This is a genomic window from Cupriavidus sp. 30B13, from assembly GCF_049059565.2.
GTDB lineage: Bacteria > Pseudomonadota > Gammaproteobacteria > Burkholderiales > Burkholderiaceae > Cupriavidus.
Window position 1 is genome coordinate 1,042,108 of sequence record NZ_CP188223.1, and the last position, 21,030, is coordinate 1,063,137.

At 69.6% G+C, this 21,030-nt stretch carries 17 protein-coding genes; 9 read left to right on the plus strand and 8 right to left on the minus strand.

What is annotated here, in order from left to right; genetic code table 11:
* Positions 1-73: 73 nt before the first annotated feature.
* The 3 genes from ACKI2N_RS04920 (at position 74) to ACKI2N_RS04930 (ending at position 3,524) form a co-directional block, all read left to right on the plus strand.
* Positions 74-1,387 (plus strand): cation:proton antiporter, encoded by a 1,314-nt coding sequence (locus ACKI2N_RS04920; protein WP_420995440.1) that lies wholly within the window; start codon positions 74-76, stop codon positions 1,385-1,387.
* Positions 1,388-1,495: 108 nt separating this feature from the next.
* Complete coding sequence (locus tag ACKI2N_RS04925) at positions 1,496-3,181, plus strand: M30 family zinc metallopeptidase (protein WP_420995441.1); 1,686 nt, start codon at positions 1,496-1,498, stop codon at positions 3,179-3,181.
* Positions 3,182-3,197: 16 nt separating this feature from the next.
* Positions 3,198-3,524, plus strand: coding sequence for a DUF5818 domain-containing protein (locus tag ACKI2N_RS04930; RefSeq protein ID WP_420995442.1), 327 nt, complete (start codon positions 3,198-3,200; stop codon positions 3,522-3,524).
* A gap of 23 nt (positions 3,525-3,547) precedes the next feature.
* Here ACKI2N_RS04930 and ACKI2N_RS04935 read toward each other — a convergent pair whose 3' ends face one another.
* Positions 3,548-4,642, minus strand: coding sequence for a substrate-binding domain-containing protein (locus ACKI2N_RS04935; protein ID WP_420995443.1), 1,095 nt, complete (start codon positions 4,640-4,642; stop codon positions 3,548-3,550).
* Positions 4,643-4,917: 275 nt separating this feature from the next.
* Here ACKI2N_RS04935 and ACKI2N_RS04940 point away from each other — a divergent pair, with 275 nt between their 5' ends.
* The 5 genes from ACKI2N_RS04940 (at position 4,918) to ACKI2N_RS04960 (ending at position 11,036) form a co-directional block, all read left to right on the plus strand.
* The gene (locus ACKI2N_RS04940; RefSeq protein ID WP_420995444.1) at positions 4,918-5,424 is read left to right on the plus strand and encodes a formate dehydrogenase subunit gamma; all 507 of its coding nucleotides are present in this window, start codon (positions 4,918-4,920) and stop codon (positions 5,422-5,424) included.
* Entirely contained in the window at positions 5,421-6,986 is a 1,566-nt protein-coding gene (locus ACKI2N_RS04945; RefSeq protein ID WP_420995445.1) for a formate dehydrogenase beta subunit, read from the plus strand. The genes ACKI2N_RS04940 and ACKI2N_RS04945 overlap by 4 nt, the downstream gene beginning before the upstream one ends.
* A gap of 80 nt (positions 6,987-7,066) precedes the next feature.
* Positions 7,067-9,922 carry a formate dehydrogenase subunit alpha gene (gene fdhF, locus ACKI2N_RS04950; protein WP_420995446.1) on the plus strand — a complete coding sequence of 952 codons (2,856 nt, stop codon included), beginning with the start codon at positions 7,067-7,069 and terminating at the stop codon, positions 9,920-9,922.
* Positions 9,919-10,776: a formate dehydrogenase accessory sulfurtransferase FdhD gene (gene fdhD, locus ACKI2N_RS04955; protein WP_420995447.1), complete on the plus strand. Its 858-nt coding sequence runs from the start codon at positions 9,919-9,921 to the stop codon at positions 10,774-10,776. The genes fdhF and fdhD overlap by 4 nt, the downstream gene beginning before the upstream one ends.
* The gene (locus ACKI2N_RS04960; protein WP_420995448.1) at positions 10,773-11,036 is read left to right on the plus strand and encodes a formate dehydrogenase subunit delta; all 264 of its coding nucleotides are present in this window, start codon (positions 10,773-10,775) and stop codon (positions 11,034-11,036) included. The genes fdhD and ACKI2N_RS04960 overlap by 4 nt, the downstream gene beginning before the upstream one ends.
* Positions 11,037-11,068: 32 nt before the next feature.
* On the opposite strand, the gene ACKI2N_RS04965 is transcribed toward ACKI2N_RS04960, so the two are convergent.
* From ACKI2N_RS04965 to ACKI2N_RS04995, 7 genes are all read right to left on the minus strand, one after another.
* On the minus strand, positions 11,069-11,542 hold the full coding sequence (locus ACKI2N_RS04965) for an MgtC/SapB family protein (protein ID WP_420995449.1): 474 nt from the start codon (positions 11,540-11,542) through the stop codon (positions 11,069-11,071).
* A gap of 158 nt (positions 11,543-11,700) precedes the next feature.
* Entirely contained in the window at positions 11,701-12,753 is a 1,053-nt protein-coding gene (locus ACKI2N_RS04970) for a hypothetical protein (protein WP_420995450.1), read from the minus strand.
* A complete protein-coding gene (locus tag ACKI2N_RS04975) occupies positions 12,750-15,614 on the minus strand; it encodes a toxin VasX (protein WP_420995451.1) in 2,865 nt (954 codons plus the stop codon). Before ACKI2N_RS04975 ends, ACKI2N_RS04970 begins: the two co-directional genes overlap by 4 nt.
* On the minus strand, positions 15,611-16,555 hold the full coding sequence (locus ACKI2N_RS04980) for a hypothetical protein (RefSeq protein WP_420995452.1): 945 nt from the start codon (positions 16,553-16,555) through the stop codon (positions 15,611-15,613). Before ACKI2N_RS04980 ends, ACKI2N_RS04975 begins: the two co-directional genes overlap by 4 nt.
* A 315-nt stretch (positions 16,556-16,870) precedes the next feature.
* The gene (locus ACKI2N_RS04985; protein ID WP_420995453.1) at positions 16,871-17,566 is read right to left on the minus strand and encodes a transglycosylase domain-containing protein; all 696 of its coding nucleotides are present in this window, start codon (positions 17,564-17,566) and stop codon (positions 16,871-16,873) included.
* A gap of 60 nt (positions 17,567-17,626) precedes the next feature.
* A complete protein-coding gene (locus ACKI2N_RS04990) occupies positions 17,627-18,676 on the minus strand; it encodes an Ldh family oxidoreductase (RefSeq protein ID WP_420995454.1) in 1,050 nt (349 codons plus the stop codon).
* 67 nt (positions 18,677-18,743) lie between these two features.
* Positions 18,744-20,357, minus strand: a complete 1,614-nt coding sequence (locus ACKI2N_RS04995; RefSeq protein ID WP_420995455.1) for a DASS family sodium-coupled anion symporter — start codon at positions 20,355-20,357, stop codon at positions 18,744-18,746.
* A gap of 412 nt (positions 20,358-20,769) precedes the next feature.
* Between ACKI2N_RS04995 and ACKI2N_RS05000 the strand changes: the two genes are divergently transcribed.
* On the plus strand, positions 20,770-21,024 hold the full coding sequence (locus ACKI2N_RS05000) for an RNA-binding protein (RefSeq protein ID WP_420995546.1): 255 nt from the start codon (positions 20,770-20,772) through the stop codon (positions 21,022-21,024).
* The last annotated feature ends 6 nt before the right edge of the window (positions 21,025-21,030 follow it).

The following is a 21,030-nucleotide window of genomic DNA, read 5'->3' on the forward strand; positions in this document are numbered from 1 at the left end:
GGCATTCTTGCATGCCCGGCGCCACGCCGTGCGCGGCCGCCCGCGCGCGGCCAATCCTTCAGGAGGTATTCGCTTGTTCGGCACCTGGGCATGGGTCATCGGCGCGCTGCTGGTCGCCATGGGGCTGGTCAGCTCGGTGGTCAAGCGGCTGCCGGTGTCGGCATCGGCGCTGTACCTGGCGTTCGGCATCGCGCTCGGCCCTTCGGGCATGGGCCTGATCCGCCTCGACCTGGCCGACCGCGGCCACGCCGGCATGCTGGAGGTGATCACCGAGATCGCGCTGCTGGTGTCGCTGTTCGCGGTGGGGCTGCGGCTGCGCGTGCATCCGCGCGAGCGGGTCTGGCGCATTCCGCTGCGGCTGGCCACGCTCGGCATGCTGCTGACCGTCGCCCTGCTGTACGCGCTCGGCGCCTGGGTCCTGGACCTGCCGCCCGGCATGGCGCTGCTGCTGGCCGCCATCCTGGCGCCGACCGATCCGGTGCTGGCGTCCGACGTGCAGGTGACCGACCCGCAGGACCGCGACCGCATGCGCTTCAGCCTGAGCGGGGAGGGCGGCCTCAACGATGGCGCGGCATTTCCGTTCGTCCTGCTCGCGCTCGGCCTGGCCGGCGCGCAGGCTGCGGGTGGTGCCTGGCAGCGCTGGCTGTGGCTCGACCTGCTGTGGGCCACGCTGGCCGGGCTGGCGCTCGGCTGGGGCATGGGCTGGCTGTGCAGCCGCACGGTGCTGGCGCTGCGCAAGCGGCGCGGCGGCGCGCTCGGCATGGAGAGTTTCTTCACCATCGGCCTGATCGGGCTCGCCTATGGCACGGCGCTGGCCGCGCACGGCAACGGCTTCCTCGCCGTGTTCGCCGCCGGCCTGGCGATGCGGCACGTGGAGCACGCCGAGAACGAAGACGCCGAAGCCAGCGAGGTGCTCGGCTCGACGGCGCTGGTCGGGCAGGAGCGCGCCGCCGTCCAGGATGACAAGGCCGCCGCCTACCTGGCCCATGCCGTCGGCGAGTTCGCGCTGGATCTCGAGCGCCTGGCCGAACTGAGCGTGATGGTGGTGGTGGGCGCGCTGCTGTCGGTGCGGCTGCTGCGCTGGGATTGCATCGGCCTGGGGCTGGCGCTGATCCTGCTGGTGCGCCCCCTGGCGGTGTACCTGAGCACGGCCGGCGCGGCGCTGCAGCCCGCCCAGCGCCGCCTGGTGGCCTGGTTCGGCGTGCGCGGCATCGGCTCGGTCTACTACCTGTCCTACGCGCTCGCGCACGGCGCCGGTCCCGCCCACGCGAGCCTGCTGGCCGACGCCACCTTGTGCACCGTGGTGCTCTCGGTGGCGCTGCACGGTTCCTCCGCCACGCCGCTGATGGCGATGTACCAGCGCTGGCGTGCCCGCGCCGGCGGCTGACGGGCGCTAAAGCTCCCGGCCCCGGCTGCCGATATTTGTATTGATTTGTATTGGTCACTGCGCCGGCGGACACCGGCGCCGCTTATCCCAGAACGGAGCAAGAAGAATATGTCGGACAGCAGAATCCGCCCGCGCGCCAGCGTCGTCGCATCCATCCTGGCCGCCGCCGTGCTGGCCGCCTGCGGCGGCGGAGGCGGCGACGCCCCGGTCACCCAGACGACCGCCGGCCCGGCCGCGCCGGTCGTTCCCCCGCCCGCCGAGCCGGCTCCCGCGCTGGCGCCGGCGTGCACCGGCTGCGGCGCGGCCGACGGCAGCAACTACACCGGCAGCGGCACGGGGGTCTGGGCCGCGTCCAACACCAGCGGCACGCCGGTCGACGTGCCGGTCGCCATCGGCGGCGTGAACGGCAAGCCGGTCACGCTGCTCTACACCAACGGCGCCACGGCCCAGGCCATGCCGGCGCTGTCGCTGTCGGTGATCCAGCCGGTGGTGGGCAGCCTGGCGCTGCAGTCCGTGCAGGCCGCGCCGTCGGCGCGCGACGAGCAGACCATGCGCGACATCGGCGAGTTCAACCGCACCGGCTGGGCCGCGCTGGCCGGCGCCAAGCATCCCGCCAGCCAGTCTGAGATGGCCGCGCCGCCGCCGCATGCTGCGGTGGTCAACGACGTCAAGAACTGGTACCACACCGACGGCACTTCGCGCTCGGCCACGCTCGAGCGGCAGGTCCTCGCGCCCGACGGCACCACCGTCAACTTCTGGGTGGAAACCGCCGAGTGGACGCAGTCCGGCAGCAAGGTCAGCGACACCATTCTCGACGCGCTCGCCGCCGGCTTTGCCGGCCCCGGCGGCATCTACGCCATGCTCACCTCGGTGGGCGGCCCGCTGTGGGGCCCCCACAGCTACAGCAACCTGATCGCGGGCACCGGCCAGCCGGTCGACATCGTCATCCTGAACTTCGACAACAACGCCACGCCGTTCGGCACGGTCGGGTATTTCTGGGGCGTGCACAACCTGCTGAAGACGTCGGATCCGCGCAGCAATGAATCGCTGTCGCTCTATCTCGATTCGGAGACGCTCTACCTGGGCGGCACCGAGGGCATGAAGTCGATGAAGATGACGATGGCGCACGAAGGCATGCACATGCAGAACTTCTACCGCCGCGGCGTCAAGGCCGGCTCGCAATACGCGTTCCAGACCTGGCTCGAGGAAATGTCGGCGATGATGATGGAAGACTTCGCCAGCCATACCATCGATCCCAGCTACAACGCCATCCGCGACGTGCGCTTCCGCGACTACGTGGGCTACGGCAACGGCAACTTCAATTGCAACATCCTGAACTTCACCGGCTTCGGCCCCACCTGCGAAAGCTATTCGGTATCGGGCAGCTTCGGCGGCTTCCTGGACCGCCAGCTCGGGCTGGCCTTCTACAAGGACCTGCTCACGCGCACCAGCAGCAGCGACTCGCAGACCGTGCTCGACCAGGCCATCAAGGCCGCGCGCGCCGACTCCGGCTTCCAGCAGGAACTGCTGCGCTGGAGCGTGACCAGCAATTCGCTGATGCCGGCGGCCTCCTCGCCCGCGCGCTACGGCTATCCGGAGCGCGTCGACGGCGGCTTCACGCTGCCGGTGATCGATCCGTCGCTGTACAGTGCGATCCGCAGGCTGCCGGCCTCGGTGGCCGCCACGCTGCAGCCGTACGGCAGCTTCCCGGTGGTGCGCACCGGCACCGGCGCCACCTTCAGCGAGACCGTGCGCGTGCCGGCCGGCTCGACCCTGTCGGTGGTGGTGTACTGAACGGGCAGGGCGCGCCATGCACCGGATCCTGCTCCTGATCGCCTCGCTGTGCGTGGTGCTGGCGGCCTGCGTGCACACGGTGCCCGCCGGGCAGACGCTCACGCTCACGGGCAAGGTGGTGGTCAACGGCAGCGCCTTGTTCCAGCAGCCGGTGCTGCTCACCGCCGGCGGCGAAGCCTGGCAGCTCGAGGCGCTGCCGGCGGAGCAGGCGCGCGCGCTGGACGGCCGCGCGGTGACGGTCACCGGCGTGGTGCTGCGCGCCAGCCAGCCGGGCACCTGGGCGCCGGCCTTGCGCGTCGAGCGTGTCGAGCGCGTGGAAGACGCAGCGCCGGCCCGGCCGTAGCCACGCCGGCGCGCCGGCGCGCGTCAGCGGCCCGCGGCGCCTTCCGGAAACGCTTCCTCCAGCGTCAGCACCGTGCCCGTGAGGCTGCCGTCGTAGCCGGGCAGGGCATCCACCACCCGGCGGAAGCTGCCGCTGCGCAGCGCCGCCACGGCGCCGGCCAGCGCCGGGCTTTGCAGCCGCGCCCGCTCGATGGCGAAGAAATAGCGCTCCTTGAGCACCGGCACGAAATCCAGGCCGAAGCGCCGCGCCGCCGTCTCCACACCGAACCCCGCATCCGCCATGCCGCTGCCGATATAGGCCGCCACCGCCGCATGGGTGAATTCGCCGTTGCTGTAGCCCTCGATGCGGCTGCTGTCGATGCCCTCGGCCTCCAGCATCAGGTCCAGCAGCAGCCGCGTGCCGGAACCGGTCTGGCGGTTGACGAAGCGCACCTCGGGGCGGCACAGGTCGCGCAGGCTGGTGACGCCGCGCGGGTTGCCCGGCCGCACGAAGATGCCCTGCGAGCGCACCGCCAGGTGGATCAGCAGGTGCGTATCGGGCCGGATCCAGGCGGCGAAGCGCGCCAGCGTGCGCTGCTCGAACTCGCCGATCGGCACGTGGAAGCCGGCGATGTCGCAGCCGCCCTGGGCCAGCGCCGCCACCGCCTCCAGGCTGCCGCAGTATTTCAGGTCGTGGCGTACCTGGTGCGTGTCGAGGAAGTCGTGCAGCGCCGCCACCGCGAAGCCGTGGCTGGCGTGCAGGCGCAGCGCGGGCTCGGCGCGGTTCACCAGTTTCTTGAGCTCGATCTCCAGTTCCGACGCCAGGCTTTCCAGCGTGGGCGACAGCCGCGCGGCAATGCGCTTGCTGGCCCACACCAGTTGCTGCGCCAGCGGCGACAGCGCGCTGCCGCGCCCGCGGGTCTTGGCGATCAGCGCGCCGCCGAACAGGGTTTCCGCGTCGCGCAGGATGCCCCAGGCATAGCGGTAGGACAGGCCGCTGGCCTGCGCCGACTGACTGATGCTGCCGGTGCTTTCGATCAGGCTCAGCAGGCTGACCAGGCGCGACACGTCGAGCGCCGCTCCGGTGCCGGGGCCGTCGTCGCGGACTTGCAGGTGGGGTTCGATGGAGATGCGCAGCATATGCGAAAAATAGCATATTGCCCGAATGCATCCAACTGCCTATAGTCCGCTCAAAGAGGCGCGGAAAGCGTGCGAGGCGTGTCTGGCGTCGCAGTGCAACATCGCTGTACCTGACCGCAGGCCTCGAGATATGAAAAAAATAGCATATAAAGCGGTGGCCATACGAGGGCCGTCCGCGCCCCGCAGCAGTTCCTGGCAAGACGCGCAAGCCAATGCGCCGCATCGTCTGCCGCCGGCCGCAGGCGCCGGCCAGTGCTGCTTCACCAGGAGATCCGATGTCCCCATCCGCCGCTGACGCCTTGCGCGAACCGGCCCGCGCGCAGATCGCCGCCATCATCGCGGCGCGCCGCGACATGCCGGGCGCGTTGCTGCCCATTCTCCACGACATCCAGGACGCGGTGGGCTACGTGCCCGCCGAGGTCCTGCCCGAGATCGCGCGCGCGCTCAACCTGTCGCGCGCCGAGGTCCATGGCGTGGTCAGCTTCTACCACGACTTCCGCGAGCGCAAGGCGGGCCGCCACGTGGTGCGCGTATGCCGCGCCGAGGCCTGCCAATCGGTCGGCGGCGAAGCGCTGGCCGCGCATGCCGAGCAGGCGGTGGGCTGCGCCTTCCACGAAACCACCGCCGACGGCGAATTCACGCTCGAAGCGGTCTACTGCCTGGGCCAGTGCGCCTGCGGCCCGGCCGTGACGATCGACGGCAAGCTGGCCGGCCGCGTCACGCCGCAGCGCTTCGATGCGCTGCTGGCCGCCTGCGGGCGCGGCGCGGAGGTGGCGGCATGAGCACCGCCGCGGCCATCACCGTATTCGTTCCCCGCGACTCGAGCGCGCTGGCCCTGGGCGCCGACGAAGTCGCGCAAGCCATCGAACGCGAGGCCGCCGCGCGCGGGGCCGCCGTAACGCTGGTGCGCAACGGCTCGCGCGGCATGTTCTGGCTGGAGCCGCTGGTCGAGGTGCGGACCGGGGCCGGCCGCGTGGCCTACGGCCCGGTCGCGCCGGAAGACGTGCCGGGCCTGTTCGACGCCGGCTTCCTCGCCGGCGGCGCGCACGCGCTGGCGCTCGGCCCGACCGGCGAGATTCCTTTCCTCAAGAAGCAGGAGCGCCTGACCTTCGCCCGCGTCGGCATCACCGATCCGCTCTCGCTGGCCGACTACACCGCGCACGAGGGCTTTGCCGGTCTGAGCCGCGCGCTGGCGCTGGACGGCGCGCAGATCGTGCGCGAAGTCACCGACTCCGGCCTGCGCGGCCGCGGCGGCGCGGCGTTTCCCACCGGCATCAAGTGGCAGACCGTGCTGAACGCGCGGTCGCCGGTCAAGTACGTGGTCTGCAATGCCGACGAAGGCGACTCGGGCACCTTTTCCGACCGCATGGTGATGGAAGGCGACCCGTTCATGCTGATCGAGGGCATGACCATCGCCGGGCTGGCGGTGGGCGCCGAGCAGGGCTACATCTACGTGCGCTCCGAATATCCGCACGCGATCGCCGCGCTGGAGGCCGCCATCGACGTGGCGCAGGCCGCCGGCTGGCTCGGCGACGACATCCGCGGCAGCGGCCGGCGCTTCCGCCTGGCGGTGCGCAAGGGCGCCGGCGCCTACGTGTGCGGCGAGGAAACCGCGCTGCTGGAGAGCATCGAGGGCAAGCGCGGCGTGGTGCGCGCCAAGCCGCCGCTGCCGGCGCTCGAAGGCCTGTTCGGCAAGCCCACCATCATCAACAACGTGATCTCGCTGGCCACCGTGCCGCTGATCCTGGCGCGCGGCGCGCAGTTCTACCGCGACTACGGCATGGGCCGCTCGCGCGGCACGCTGCCGTTCCAGCTGGCCGGCAATATCCGCCAGGGCGGCCTGGTGGAGAAGGCGTTCGGCCTGACCCTGCGCGAGCTGCTGGAAGACTTCGGCCAGGGCACGCGCAGCGGCCGCGCCATCCGCGCGGTGCAGGTGGGCGGCCCGCTCGGCGCCTACCTGCCGGTTTCGCGCCTGGACACGCCGATGGACTACGAGGCGTTCGCCGCGTTCGGCGCGGTGCTGGGCCACGGCGGCATCGTGGTGTTCGACGACACCGTGGACATGGCGCGGCAGGCCCGCTACGCGATGGAATTCTGCGCCATCGAATCGTGCGGCAAGTGCACGCCGTGCCGGATCGGCTCCACGCGCGGCGTCGAGGTGATCGACAAGATCATCGCCGGCGACCAGCCCGTGAAGCACGTGAAGCTGGTGCGCGACCTGTGCGACACCATGCTGGGCGGCTCGCTGTGCGCGATGGGCGGCATGACGCCGTACCCCGTGCTGTCGGCGCTGGACGCCTTCCCGGAAGACTTCGGCGTGGCCGTGCCCGCCAAGGCCGCCTGATCCCCACCGACGCCCGCGGGCGACGCCAAGAACAACGCCAGCCAACGCCAGCCAACGCCAGCATCAAGCCGGAGACCGCCTTGAACACACGCAACGAAATCGATTTCGGCACCCCCGCCAGCGACGCCCGGGAGCAGGTCACGCTGCAGATCGACGGCATCGACATCACCGTGCCGGCCGGCACCTCGCTGATGCGCGCGGCCGTGCAGGCCGGCGTCAACGTGCCCAAGCTGTGTGCCACCGACAGCCTCAAGTCGTTCGGCTCGTGCCGCCTGTGCCTGGTCGAGATCGAAGGCCGGCGCGGCTACCCGGCCTCGTGCACCACGCCGGCCGAGGCCGGCATGAAGGTGCGCACGCAGAGCGACAAGCTGGCCGACCTGCGCCGCGGCGTGATGGAGCTGTACATCTCCGACCACCCGCTCGACTGCCTGACCTGTCCCACCAACGGCAACTGCGAGCTGCAGGACATGGCCGGCGTGGTCGGCCTGCGCGAGGTGCGCTACGGCTACGACGGCGCCAACCACCGCGCCGAGGCCAAGGACGAATCCAACCCGTACTTCACCTACGATCCGTCCAAGTGCATCGTGTGCAACCGCTGCGTGCGCGCCTGCGAGGAAACCCAGGGCACCTTCGCGCTCACCATCGGCGGGCGCGGCTTCGATTCGCGCGTGACGGCGGGGCAGGGCGGCAGCTTCATGGAGTCCGACTGCGTGTCGTGCGGCGCCTGCGTGCAGGCCTGCCCCACCGCCACGCTGGCCGAGACCTCCATCATCCGCATGGGCCAGCCCGAGCACAGCGTGGTCACCACCTGCGCGTACTGCGGCGTGGGCTGCGCGTTCAAGGCCGAGATGAAGGGCAATGAAGTGGTGCGCATGGTGCCGTACAAGGACGGCCAGGCCAACGAAGGCCACTCGTGCGTGAAGGGGCGTTTCGCGTGGGGCTACGCCACCCACAAGGACCGCATCCTCAACCCGATGATCCGCGCCAGGATCACCGACCCGTGGCGCGAAGTGTCGTGGGAAGAAGCCATCGCCTACGCCGCCGCGCAGTTCAAGCGCATCCAGGCCGAGCATGGCCGCGATTCCATCGGCGGCATCGTTTCCTCGCGCTGTACCAACGAGGAAGGCTACCTGGTGCAGAAGCTGGTGCGCGCCGCGTTCGGCAACAACAATGTCGACACCTGCGCCCGCGTGTGCCATTCGCCCACCGGCTACGGCCTCAAGCAGACGCTGGGCGAATCGGCCGGCACGCAGACCTTCCGCTCGGTCGAGAAGGCCGACGTCATCATGGTGATGGGCGCCAACCCGACCGACGGCCACCCGGTGTTCGCCTCGCGCATGAAGAAGCGCCTGCGCGCCGGCGCCAGGCTGATCGTGATCGATCCGCGCCGCATCGACCTGGCCGACTCGCCGCACGTGCGCGCCGACTATCACCTGCAGCTGCGCCCCGGCACCAACGTCGCCGTGGTCACCGCGCTGGCGCACGTGATCGTCGCCGAAGGGCTGATGAACGAGGCCTTCATCGCCGAGCGCTGCGAGGACCGCGCGTTCCAGCAATGGCGCGACTTCGTCAGCCTGCCGGAGAACTCGCCCGAGGCCATGGCCGAGGTCACCGGCGTTCCCGCCGACCAGCTGCGCGGCGCCGCGCGCCTGTACGCCACCGGCGGCAACGCGGCGATCTACTACGGCCTGGGCGTGACCGAGCACGCGCAGGGCTCCACCACCGTGATGGGCATCGCCAACCTCGCCATGTGCACCGGCAACATCGGCCGCGAGGGCGTGGGCGTGAATCCGCTGCGCGGGCAGAACAACGTGCAGGGCTCGTGCGATATCGGCTCGTTCCCGCACGAGTTGCCGGGCTACCGCCACGTGTCGGACTCGACCACGCGCGGCCAGTTCGAGGCCGCCTGGAACGTGGAGATCAACCCCGAGCCGGGCCTGCGCATCCCCAACATGTTCGAGGCCGCGCTGTCGGGCAGCTTCAAGGGCCTGTACTGCCAGGGCGAGGACATCGTGCAGTCCGACCCCAACACGCAGCACGTGGCCGCGGCGCTGTCGGCGATGGAGTGTATCGTGGTGCAGGACATCTTCCTCAACGAGACCGCCAAGTACGCGCACGTGTTCCTGCCCGGCTCGTCGTTCCTGGAAAAGGACGGCACCTTCACCAACGCCGAGCGCCGCATCTCGCGCGTGCGCAAGGTGATGCCGCCCAAGGCGCGCTACGCCGACTGGGAAGCCACCGTGCTGCTGTCCAACGCGCTGGGCTACCCGATGGCGTACACGCATCCGTCGCAGATCATGGACGAGATCGCGCGCCTCACGCCGACCTTCCGCGGCGTGAGCTACGCGCGCCTCGAAGAGCTCGGCAGCATCCAGTGGCCGTGCAACGACGACGCGCCGGAAGGCACGCCCACCATGCACATCGGCAGCTTCGTGCGCGGCAAGGGCAAGTTCATCATCACGCGCTACGTGCCCACCGCCGAGCGTGTCAACCGCGCCTTCCCGCTGATCCTCACCACCGGGCGCATTCTCTCGCAGTACAACGTGGGCGCGCAGACGCGCCGCACCGAGAACGTGATGTGGCACGACGAGGACCGCCTCGAGATCCATCCGCACGACGCCGAGGAGCGCGGCATCAAGGACGGCGACTGGGTCGGCGTGCAGAGCCGCGCCGGCGAGACCGTGCTGCGCGCCATCGTCAGCGAGCGCATGCAGCCGGGCGTGGTCTACACCACTTTCCACTTCCCGGAATCGGGCGCCAACGTGATCACCACCGACAACTCGGACTGGGCCACCAACTGCCCCGAGTACAAGGTCACCGCGGTGCAGGTCACGCCGGTGGCGCAGCCGTCCGAGTGGCAGCGCCAGTACCGCGACTTCAATGCGCAGCAGCTGCGCCTGCTGCAGGCCGCCAGCGCGGAGGCACGCCCGGCATGAGCGCGATCCGCACCGGCGCGGGGTGGCCGGCGGGCGACGCCGGGCCGCCCACCCACAGCACCTTCGAGGTCGGGCGCAGCCGCCACGGCCAGGTGGCGCTGGAGGCCGACGAACTGGCCGAGGAAGTGCCGGTCGCGCTGGAGTACAACGGCATCTCGCATGCCGTGATGCTGGCGTCGCCGGCCGACCTGGAAGACTTCGCGCTCGGCTTCAGCCTGAGCGAGGGCCTGGTGGCGGGCCCGCGCGACGTCTACGAGATCGACACCGAGGCAGGCTGCGACGGCATCACGGTGCGCCTGCGCATCGCCGCCGAAGCGTTCGCGCTGTTCAAGGAACGGCGCCGCGCCATGACGGGCCGCACCGGCTGCGGCCTGTGCGGCACCGAATCGCTGCAGGAAGTCATGCGCGTGCCGGCGCCGGTGGCCAGCAGCGCCAGCTTCGGCGGCGCCGCGCTGTACGCGGCTTTCGCGCAATTGCAGACGCGCCAGGAACTGCTGCGCCACACCGGCTCGACCCACGCCGCGGCCTGGCTGCGCGCCGACGGCCAGGTCGGCCTGGTGCGCGAGGACGTGGGCCGCCACAACGCGCTCGACAAGCTGATCGGCGCGCTGGCGCGCGGCGGCGAGGACCGCGCGCGCGGCGCCGTGCTGGTGACCAGCCGCGCCAGCTATGAAATGGTGCTCAAGACCGCCAGCGCGGGCGTCGGCCTGCTGGCCGCCGTATCCGGCCCCACCGCGCTCGCGGTGCGGCTGGCGCAGCAGACCGGCGTGACGCTGGCCGGCTTCGTGCGCGCTGGCCGCCACGTGGTCTACACCCACCCCCAACGCCTGCAGGACAGGACGGAACAGGCATGAACACGGACAACCTCGTCAAGATGGCGAACCAGATCGGCACCTTCTTCTCGGCCATGCCGGACCGCGAAGAAGCGCTCACGGACATCGCCTCGCACATCAAGCGCTTCTGGGAGCCGCGCATGCGGCGCGCGCTGCTTGAACAGATCGACAGCGGCGCGGACACCGGGCTGGACGACATCGTGCGCCAGGCCGTGATGCGCCACCGCGGCCTGCTTGCCGTGACGCTGCGCCAGTCGGAACAGCAGCCCGAGCACCAGTGACCCGGTGACCCGGCGGCCGCTACGGCGGCCGCCTAGCCGCGCTTCCAGCGCTGCAGGATTTCCAGGATCGCCAGCGTGAACAAGGTGGCGATCACGGCCGTGGCATCGCGCCCCAGCCCCGCCGCCACCCCGATGGCGGCCACCATCCAGATGCTGGCCGCCGTGGTCAGCCCCTTGATGCTGCCCTCCTCGTTGAGCTTGATGATGGCGCCCGCGCCCAGGAAGCCGATGCCCGAGGCCAGCCCCTGCAGCACGCGGCTCATGTCCGCCAGCGGCACGCCCGCCTGCAGCGGTACCAGCACGAACAGCGCCGAGCCCAGCGACACCAGCATATGGGTGCGCAGGCCCGCCGCCTTGCCGGAAGTTTCCCGCTCGTAGCCGATCAGGCCCCCGAGGACCACCGCCACCGAGAGCCGGATCAGGATCCGCGTGGCCTCCTTGATGTCGGGCACGTCGGCGAATTCCGCGCGGAAGGTGCTGTAGATGTCGGTCCAGAGAGATTCCATTTTCTGCTGCCTGGCGGGCCGGGAGTCATTCCAGCCTAGCAGGCGCCGCGGGCGGGCGGGATCGGGGTTTGACTGACATCGCGGCTCGGCGGCGGCGGGTGCCGCAGCGCAAGCACCGACTTGCGCAATGGATCCGGGGGCCCGTGTGGCGCGCGCCATCACGACGACTGCCTGCCCGCGCGGATCTCCCGGCCTTTGCGGTCGACAAAGACGATGCCCCTGCCCATGCCGGCATAGCGGTAGTAGACCTCGGTGCGCGACCTGACCGGCGTGGTGTCGTAGCCGGACAGGTCGGCACCGGGCGCGCAGAGGCACTCGACCTCCTCGGGCCACTGGAACTGGCGGGCCTCCCGGGCCAGCCAGCGGTCGACCAGCGGGCCGGCGGCGAACCAGTACGCCCAGCGGCTCGGGGAGAGCCATTTGGGCAGCAGCCTCGTGCGCTCGGGCGGGAAGCCGCTGGGCTTGCGCGCGAGCCCCGACGCGACGGCTTCGGGATGCGGCTGGACGGCACCGAAACCATGCTCCATGTAGCGGCGGATGAATTCCAGGCGCTCTATGCAACTGCCGAAGGTGGCTGAGTCGGAGTCATCGAAATGGCCGCCGATCATGTAGGGGCGTTTCAGGAACAAGCGCTTGAAGGTGATCGGTTCCCTATGGGCCAGCTGGCCATAGGGGACGGGGAAGGTCAGTTGCAGTCCGTAGCCGGTGCCGAATTCGATGTAAGGCCGCACCTCGCGCCAAGGCAGATGCACGACGCGATTGTCATAAGTCGATGCGTGAACCAGTTGGGCCTGGCGATTGAATCGCACTCTTGAACCAGGTCCGCTGCCCATCCACAGGAAGAACCAGGTAAACAAACCGACGGGGATGCAGCCCAGGAATGCGAAAAATGCATCCAGGCCGCTCTTTATTTCTCCCGAAAGTGGAAGCACTATCAGTACCGTGAACAGAACAAAGTTGAATATGCCCGTCGCCAGGTACATGTAAAAATTGACTTCGCCCCGCATGTCGGGCTCCAGATAGCGCTCGTTGAACAAGGCGCTATCGGACAGATCATCGTTGGACCAGAGATCGCCGGGGTACATGGCGTAGCGGATATCCGGTAGCCGGCCGAAATCGCCGCGCTCGTCGAGCAGGGTGCATTGCCGCTCGAAATCCGCCTTGGGATCGGCAGGGGGAAAGGTGAGTTCCGGCGTTTCGTCGTTCTTCATAGCCAGTTGCTTTCCGTCAGGATGAAGTCGGGATCGGTAAAGCCGTTCGGCCGGTATTCCACTGCCGTCTTTCCAAGCACGGTGTCAGAGGTGATGGTCAGGTAGCCCACGCCGTCGACCAGCTTGATTTGTCCCGGGTCTTCGTGCGTGACCATGCGGCCGGCGGGATGCTTCAAGTCGGCAGCGTGCTGCTGCGTGGCCTTGTAATGGCTGATCTGCGGGCGCCAGCCCGGCAGGGCGACGGTGATGGTGCGTGCATCGGCGGGCAGCCCGGGGCCGTGGATGATCTGTCCCATGGGCGTGGTGGCGCCGAGCACCTTGAGCACGGCGATGTCGGTTTCGATATGTGGCTGCAGGAACAGGCGGTAGTACTCGCGTAGCTCTTCCACGTCGTCGGCGAAGGCCGGAACAGGCCTGGTGCTGAAATACGCGTTGTTCTTGCGGTTGCCCCAGCTACCGCGGGCGATCCACGTGGTGAGCCTGGCTTCGTCAGCCACGCGATCGTGCCAGGAGCGGCCGACCATGTAGATGGCTTCGGCTGCGAGCAGGAACCAGCCGATGGGGCCACTTCCGGCGCGAGCAACGGCGGCGGCGCCGCGCAGCGCAGCAAAGGGAGATGCCTGGATGTGTGCAAGCCTCTCTGCCATTGGCTTCAGCTTTCCTAGCAGTTGCAAGCCACCGACACCGGCGATAACAGCCTGCAGAGTTCCTGTTGCCGCACTAATTGCGGCGGTGTCCCCTTGTTCGGTCACAATTGCACCAACGATCCCATCCTTGATAACCATCACCGCCGCCGCCCCTGCCGCAATTCCGATCGCCCACCGCTCGAAACTCCTGGCGGTGACATCCAGCGCTTCGGCCACCTTGGTATCTCCACGCAGCCGCGCCTGATCGCGCAGCTTTTCGTAAGACGCGCGGCTCAGGCCAGCCTGCCCGGCGCCGATGCCCAGCAGCTTTCCGCCGGCATCGAGCGCATGGGCAAAAGTGAGGCCGTCTTCCTTGCCCAAGGCCTTGAATGCGGCGCCGGCGCTATAGGCGGAAGCGAACAGCGCCACGCCGCTCAGCCCGATCCTGGCGTTGTGCCAGAAGCGCAGGCGGCCGCCCAGTTTGCCGATGGCTCGCTGCTCGGCCGCCACGCCCTGGGTGTCATAGACGTCGATGAGCGTATGGGCGGCCTGCGCCGCCGTCTGGGGCCGGAAGCCGTTGATGCCGCGCTGTCCGGTCTGCTTGCGCAACCATTCTCCGACGCCGTCCAGCGGCATTTCGTTGAGCCGGGCTATTTCGCCATCGAGCACTTCCATGATGGGGCGGTAGACGCTGGTCCAGTAGGCATGCGGGGATTTCAACCTGCCCGCCGAGACGAGCGCGCCGATCATCAGGCTGAGTTGCTGGGAGGCGCCATCGGGCGGCAGCCTGCCCAGCAGTTCCTGCAAGGGCTTGAGCATCGGGTCGACGGCAAGGCGGCGCGCCTGTCCCGCCGCCTTGCCCACGTACTTGGCCATTTCAGGATGGCCCATGATGGCGTACCTGAGCAGGCCAGCGGGGCCGTCCGGTGTGACTTGCGCGGCGAGATGGTCATTGCCGGGCTTGCACTGGATCAGGCCGGGCAGCGTTTGCCCGACCAGGCAGCGCAGGTCCAGCGCGGCAGTGTCGTCGCTCGCATCGTGCGTTGCCACGATCAGGTCGAAGCGCGCCTTCTGCGCCTGGTACACCGACCACAGGTCCGTTGCGGCAACCGTGACCTGCCCGACGAACCGGTCGCGCTGCGCGGGGTGGTCCCTTTCGAAACGCAGGCGCTCGTCTTCCCTGGCAAATGCGAGTCGTCTGGCCCTGGCGGCCAGGCCGGCCTTGTAGGCGCGGTCGCGCGCGGCGTTGGCCGCGCCGCCGCCGACGCCGGGCGGCATGGCGCTGCCGACGGGATCGTCCTGCATTGTCTTCAGTTCGGCGTGGCGGGAGGCCTGCGCGCCAAGCTGATCGACCAGCCTGGACACACGCAGCTTGCGCCCGGCCTCGGCCGAGTAGCTGTTGAGTTCGTCCAGCCGCGCGTTGACGAGGAAGTTCAGTTCGCTGAGCATGCCGGCGAGGTCGTGCACGACCACGGCCAGCGGCACGATGTCCGTGCGCGGCATGCGTGCCACATACATGGCGTCGAGGATGGACTGGCATTCGCCGGCATCGGGCCGGGTCTCGCTCCAGGCGAAGACGCTGGGCTTGCCCTGCTCGCGGGGTTTCAACTCGTGCACCTGGGTCAGCCAGGCGGCATCGAACGCATGCCGCTGGCCCGCGCCCTGCGCGGCCTTGATGCAGGTGGCCAGCATCGAGCGCAGCCCGCCCTCGTCCTTCTCGATCTGCCACAGGGCGGCATGGGTGAGGATGGTATCGCTGACCAGCACGAAGACCGTGCAGTCCCTGGCGTCGTGCGGCGCCAGCAGGTAGCGCACGGCGCGAGATTCATCGACCCGCGCGGCGCGGCCGGGGGCATCGCCGTCGTAGTCGGCCTGGGTCCACCAGATGTGAGCGAACCGGATGTCGTCGGTGACCTGGTAGTGCCGGGTCCACATGCGCCCGTCCCGGAAGAAGCACAGGTAGACGTAGCAGCGCGGACGCAGGACCCGCAGGCCATAGCCTTTGCCGCCGGCCAGCGCGGGATAGTCGGCCAGGCTGAGCGAGGCGAGGCCTTCTCCGATGAACGGGGTTTCCTTCCCGGCCGCATCGAGAACCTTGCCGGCCACGCCGTAACGCAGCGGGTAGAGCGGGATACCGTGCTCGCACGGCGGCGGCGAGATAGCCTTGCCTACTCGCTTGGCGTTGGGGTGGGGAGGCTGCAATGCCCTGCGGCATCGCGCGGTGGCGGCGGTCATGTCGATGGTCCTTTTTCCGCGATGGGTGAGATCCGGTGCAGGCGCTCTTCCAGGGCATACAGGCGCTGCAGGCCGGCCATGTGTCGCTGCGTCAGGCCGGCGCGCAGTTCGGCGTCGGTCTCGAAGGGCGCTTGCGGATAGGCCAGGCGCAGCGCCATGTAGTGGCGCACGTCGCGCTCCAGGGTCAGCGCGAGTTTTTCCGCTTCATTGGCGAACGCCGTGAGCTGGCGACACAATTCCTGTTGGTTTGCGGGGTCGGCGAAGGCGTCGCGGAGCCGGGTGAAATGGCGGACGTTGTCGCGCATGAACCAGGCGTGGCTGGCACGGTCGAGCGCGGCCTCGTCTTCGTGCGTCAGGGCAACGTGGTGGCGAGGCGGCAGGGCTGGGGCGTGCGCGTCGGGGTTGTCGGCGCACAGCCATTGGCCGCCTTGTTCCTCTGGCGTGCGCCACACGAGGGTCAGGATCGGGCCCAGTGTCTCGGCCAGGCACGAGGCCGGCAGGCCCTCGCAGAGTTCTTCCAGCGTGCGCAGGGCGCCGAGGCTGTAGAAAAGAGGCAGCCCATCGGCCGCGATCAGCTGATGCAGTTGCCGCAGGTGGCCGAGCAAGCCGGCGTCATCGTCCCGGCTGAATAGCAGCAAGCCTGCCTGCCGGGGTGCCCAGTGCGCCAGAAAGTGTTTCAGCAGAGGCTCGTCCAGCGGCGCCAGCAGGGGCCCGTGGCGATAGCCGGGTGGCTGGTATTCGCGTTCCGTCTCGCGCCATATCCATTGATGATCGAAGCGCCCGGTGATGGCGCGGACTTCGGTTTCCAGGTCCGCATTTTCCGCGCCGTCGAGCCATAGCCAGCGGCGCGGCGTGTCCGGCATGTCGTGCCAGGCGGGTTCCTGCACGCCCCGCACTCGCCGGCGCGGCCAGCCGGCCAGCGTCTGGCTGCCGGTGCTCACGCCCGCTCCTCGTTCCGTGGCCGGGTGTCGCCGCGATCGCGCCCCCGGCGGTGCCGCATGCGGCAGGGCAGGCTGCGAGGCGCGGGTGCGGCGAATGGGAAGTCAGCATCGCCGCGGGCAGCGATGGCGAAGCGGGGATCGGATTGAAGTGGCATGGGAGACCTCCGTGCAATGCGGCGACATTGCATGTTGGTGGAGATCTCTTTACCTGGGTGTCGGAAGAATCCGCTTATCGATGGGGATGTTTCCCGGTGCCGAGGCGACATGCCGCAAGGCAACGCTTGCCTCGGTGCGCAGGCCGCGGCGCCGGTGGTCCTACTTCAGCCGCAGCGGCTCCAGCAGCGCCGCGTCGTACTGCCCGCGATCGATGCGGCCGAGCTCGAACATCCGCAGCAGGATATAAGCCTGCCGCTGGCGCGCGCGGCGCGGGTTGACCACCGGGTTGTTGGCCGACGGCGCCTTGGGCAGGCCGGCCAGCATCGCGCATTCGGCCAGCGTGAGCTCGCCCACGGGCTTGCCGAAGTAGGTCTCGGCGGCCTCGGCGAAGCCGTAGGCGCCCTGGCCGAGGTAGATCTTGTTCATGTACAGCTCGAGGATCTCGTCCTTGCTCAGCGCGTGCTCGATGCGGTAGGACAGCAGCACCTCGTACAGCTTGCGCGTATAGGTCTTCTGGCGCGACAGGAAGAAGTTGCGCGCCACCTGCATGGTGATGGTGGAGGCGCCCTGCGACAGTTCGTCCGACAGGTTGGCCACGCCGGCGCGGATCACGCCGACGTAGTCGATGCCGTCGTGCAGGTAGAAGCGCTCGTCCTCGATGGCGACCACCGCCTGCGTCAGCGCGGGCGGCAGCTGGCCGATGGGCACGTAGCCGGGCGACTGGCGGAACGCCGTGAGCGCGTCGAGCGAGGGGAGCTGGCGCTGGGCCACCAGCACGGCCAGCGTGCCCAGCAGGGCCGCGCCGAGCACCAGCAGCAGCGCCAGCCTGACGAAGTTTGACCAGAGACGTTTCATGGGCCGTATTGTGCCAGCACGCGGCGGCATTGCCGCCGCGTGCGCGGCCGGGCCCGCGCTTCATCCGGCCGGCATGGCCACGCCGAGCGCCGCCGCCAGCGTTTCGAGGTTGCGCCAGATGGCGGGGTTGACGTCGAGGTGGGTGGTGGCGAGCGCGCGGTTGGCGGCCTCGAACTCGCCGGGGTAGTGCACGCCGTCGAAGCCCGGTGCCGGCGGCGTGGCGTGCAGGTAGGACAGGAAGGCTTCGACCTCGTTGCTCTGCCAGCTCAGGCCCAGGTCCAGCTCGGGGTTGACCAGCACCGCGAACATATTGTTGGTGGCCACGCCGCCGCGCGGGTTCTCGGGCTGGATGGTGCCGCCGCCGGACAGCACGCCCGCCAGCAGCTCGGCCACCACGCCGAGCGCGTAGCCCTTGTGGCCGCCGAACGGCAGCAGCGCGCCGGGGTGCTCGCCGAACATGGCCGAGGCGTCGGTGGTGGGGTTGCCGGCGGCGTCGATGATGCTGTTCTCGGGCGCGGGCTCGCCTTTCTCGGCCAGCACGCGCGCCTTGTTGATGGCGATGGCGCTGGTGGCGATGTCCACCACCAGCGGGGGGCGGCCGTTGGGCATGGGCCCGGCGAAGCACAGCGGATTGGTGGTCAGGCGCGCCACGCGCCCGCCGTAGGGCGCCACCACCGGCGCGCGGTTGATCACGTTGGTGAAGCTCAGCAGCACGTAGCGCTCGGCCGCCACCATTTCGCCGTAGTGGCCCATGCGGCCCAGGTGGTGGGAGTTGCGCAGCGTGACGATGCAATGGCCGTGGCGGCGCACGCGCCCGATGGCGTCGGCGATCACGGTCTTGCCCACGTGCTGGCCGAAGCCGCCGTGGCCGTCGAACACCAGCAGGCTGTCGCGGTCGAGCACGCACTCGGCGCGGCCTTCCGGGTTGACGTTGCCGCCGGCCAGCGAGCGCTGGTAGTTGGGCAGGATCGAGATGCCGTGGCTGGCGTAGCCGCAGCGGTCGGCCTCGACCAGGTGCTCGGCCACGTCGGCGGCGATGTCGGCGGGCACGCCTTGCGCGGCCAGCAGGTCGCGCGCCAGGCCGGTGGCGGCTTGCAGTGTGATCTTCATCGGGGGCGTCCTCTTGTGCGGATGCTTTCGTGCCGTTCGTGTCTGTCGCGGGTGTGCGTGCGCGCGGCTAGATCCAGCCCAGCCAGCGCCAGTAGGTGGCGGCGAACAGCAGCATCATGGCGTAGCCGATCACGGTGACGGGGATGCCGATGCGGGCGAACTGCCGCCCGTTGAAGGTGTCGGTGCCCAGGCACACCATGTTCTGCGGCGCGTTGATCGGCAGGATGAAGCCGAAGCTCACGGTGTAGCCGAGCAGCATGGTCAGGCCGATCTTGTTGATGTCGCCGGGCAGCGTCTGCAGCACCGAGATCAGGATCGGCAGCAGCGCCGCGGTCAGCGCGGTGGCGCTGGCAAAGCCCAGGTGGATCAGGATCAGGAAGGCCGCCAGGATGGCGAACACCAAGATCGGCCCCTCGGTGGCCAGGCCCGAATGGGTGACCACGAACTTGCCCAGCCACTGGCCGGCCTGCGTGGTGAGCAGCGCGGTGCCCAGGCTGATGCCCACGCCGAACACGATCAGCGTGCCCCACGGCGTGCGCTGCTGCATGGTCTTCCAGTCCATCACGCCGATGCGCGGCATCATCAGGATCACCAGCCCGACGAAGGTGACGGTGGCGGTGTCGAACTGATGCAGCTTGCCTTCGGTGGCCCAGAATAGCAGCAGGCCGACGGAAACCGCGGCCAGGCGCTTCTGCGGCCCGCTCATCGGGCCGAGGCCGGCCAGCTCGCGCTGCACGGCTTCCTTGCCGCCGGGAATGGCCTCGCTCTCGGCGGGCAGCAGGAAGCGCACCAGGAAATACAGCACCGCCGACATCGCGACGGCCCACGGCGCGCCGGCGATCAGCCACTGCAGCCAGGTAATGCGCTCGCCGAGCAGCTTGTCCATGAAGCCGATGGTCAGCAGGTTCTGCGCGGCGGCGGTCTGGATGCCGACGTTCCAGATGCTGGTGGCCTGCGCCACCGTGATCATGATGCCGGCGGCGATGTTCGACTTCCTGTCGACGCCGAAGGCCGCGATGACGCCCATCATGATCGGCACCACGCAGGCGCTGCGCGCGGTGGCGCTGGGCACCACCAGGCTCAGCGCGATGGTCACCGCGATGCTGCCGATCAGGATGCGCCGCGTGCTGGTGCCGATGGCCGACAGCGTGACCAGCGCGATGCGCCGGTCCAGCCCGGTGACGGTCATCGCCGCCGAGATGAACAGCGCGGCGGCGACCAGCGCCAGCGCGGTGTTGGAGAAGCCCGCCAGCGCCATGCCGAGCGCGCGCGAGGTGCCGTACTGCGTGGCCGGGTCCGCCACCGTGGGCGCGAAGCCAATCAGCGCGGCCATCAGCGAGGTGATCATGATGGCGCTGGTTTCGTACGACACCGCTTCGGTGATCCACACCACGATGGCGAAGGCGAGGATGGCCAGCATGCGGTGGCCGGCCACCGGCAGGTCCTCGGGCAACGGCAGCGCGAGGATGGCGATCAGCACCACCGCGGCTGCGTAGAGGCCCCACGGCGGCGGCTTTTTCGGCGCGGCCTGCGACGTGGTGGCGGCGGCGGCCGGTGGCGCGGCGGAGGAGGCCGCGGCGGATGTGGCGGCTGTGGCGGGTGTGGCAGACGCGGCGGCGGAAGACGCAGCGGCTGCGGCGGCAGCCGGGGCGGGCTGGGCCGGATTGCGCGGATCGGTCATCGCTTTCCCTTTCCTTGTCCAGTTGACGGCGGGTACGCACGGAAAGGGCGGGCGTCGCGCCCGGCGGGGACCGCCGCGTGCCGACGGGCATGGGTGCGGCGTCATGAGGGCGGCGTCGCCGCATCGGCCTTCCGTGAAGACCTGGCGGAGCGCGGCAGGGCTGTTGGCCCCGGCGCGGCGTTCAGCGTGGGAATTATCCTGCCGCGCCGCGGTGCCTGTCGAGGCCGCTCCGCAGCGACCATGACGCCGGTCAAGGCGTCTGCGCACGCGGGGATTTTCCGCGCGCGGCGCGCTGTCACACTGACTGACCGTGGCCCGGCAAGGGTTCGCGGGCGTTGCGCGTATGGCACCTCGGCGCGCCGCGCGCGTGGCCGCTGCCGCATGCGGTGATCTGAAAATATTGGAGCGCATGATGAAGATTTTAGTGAGGGGCCTGCGCGCGGGAGTCGACGCGGGCCATCTGCGTGAGGCCCTGGCCGCCTATGTGCGCGTCAGGGATGTCGAACTGATCCTCGATGGCGACGGCGCCCGTCCCTGGGCCTGGGTCGACCTGGATCTCGACGACGCCGATCCCATGAGCGTGTGGAAACTGGTGGCGCGGCTCGATCACCGTTATATTGCTGGCTGCCATACGCGCTGGCATGTGCCGGCGCACCGCGCGCGCTGAGGCGCG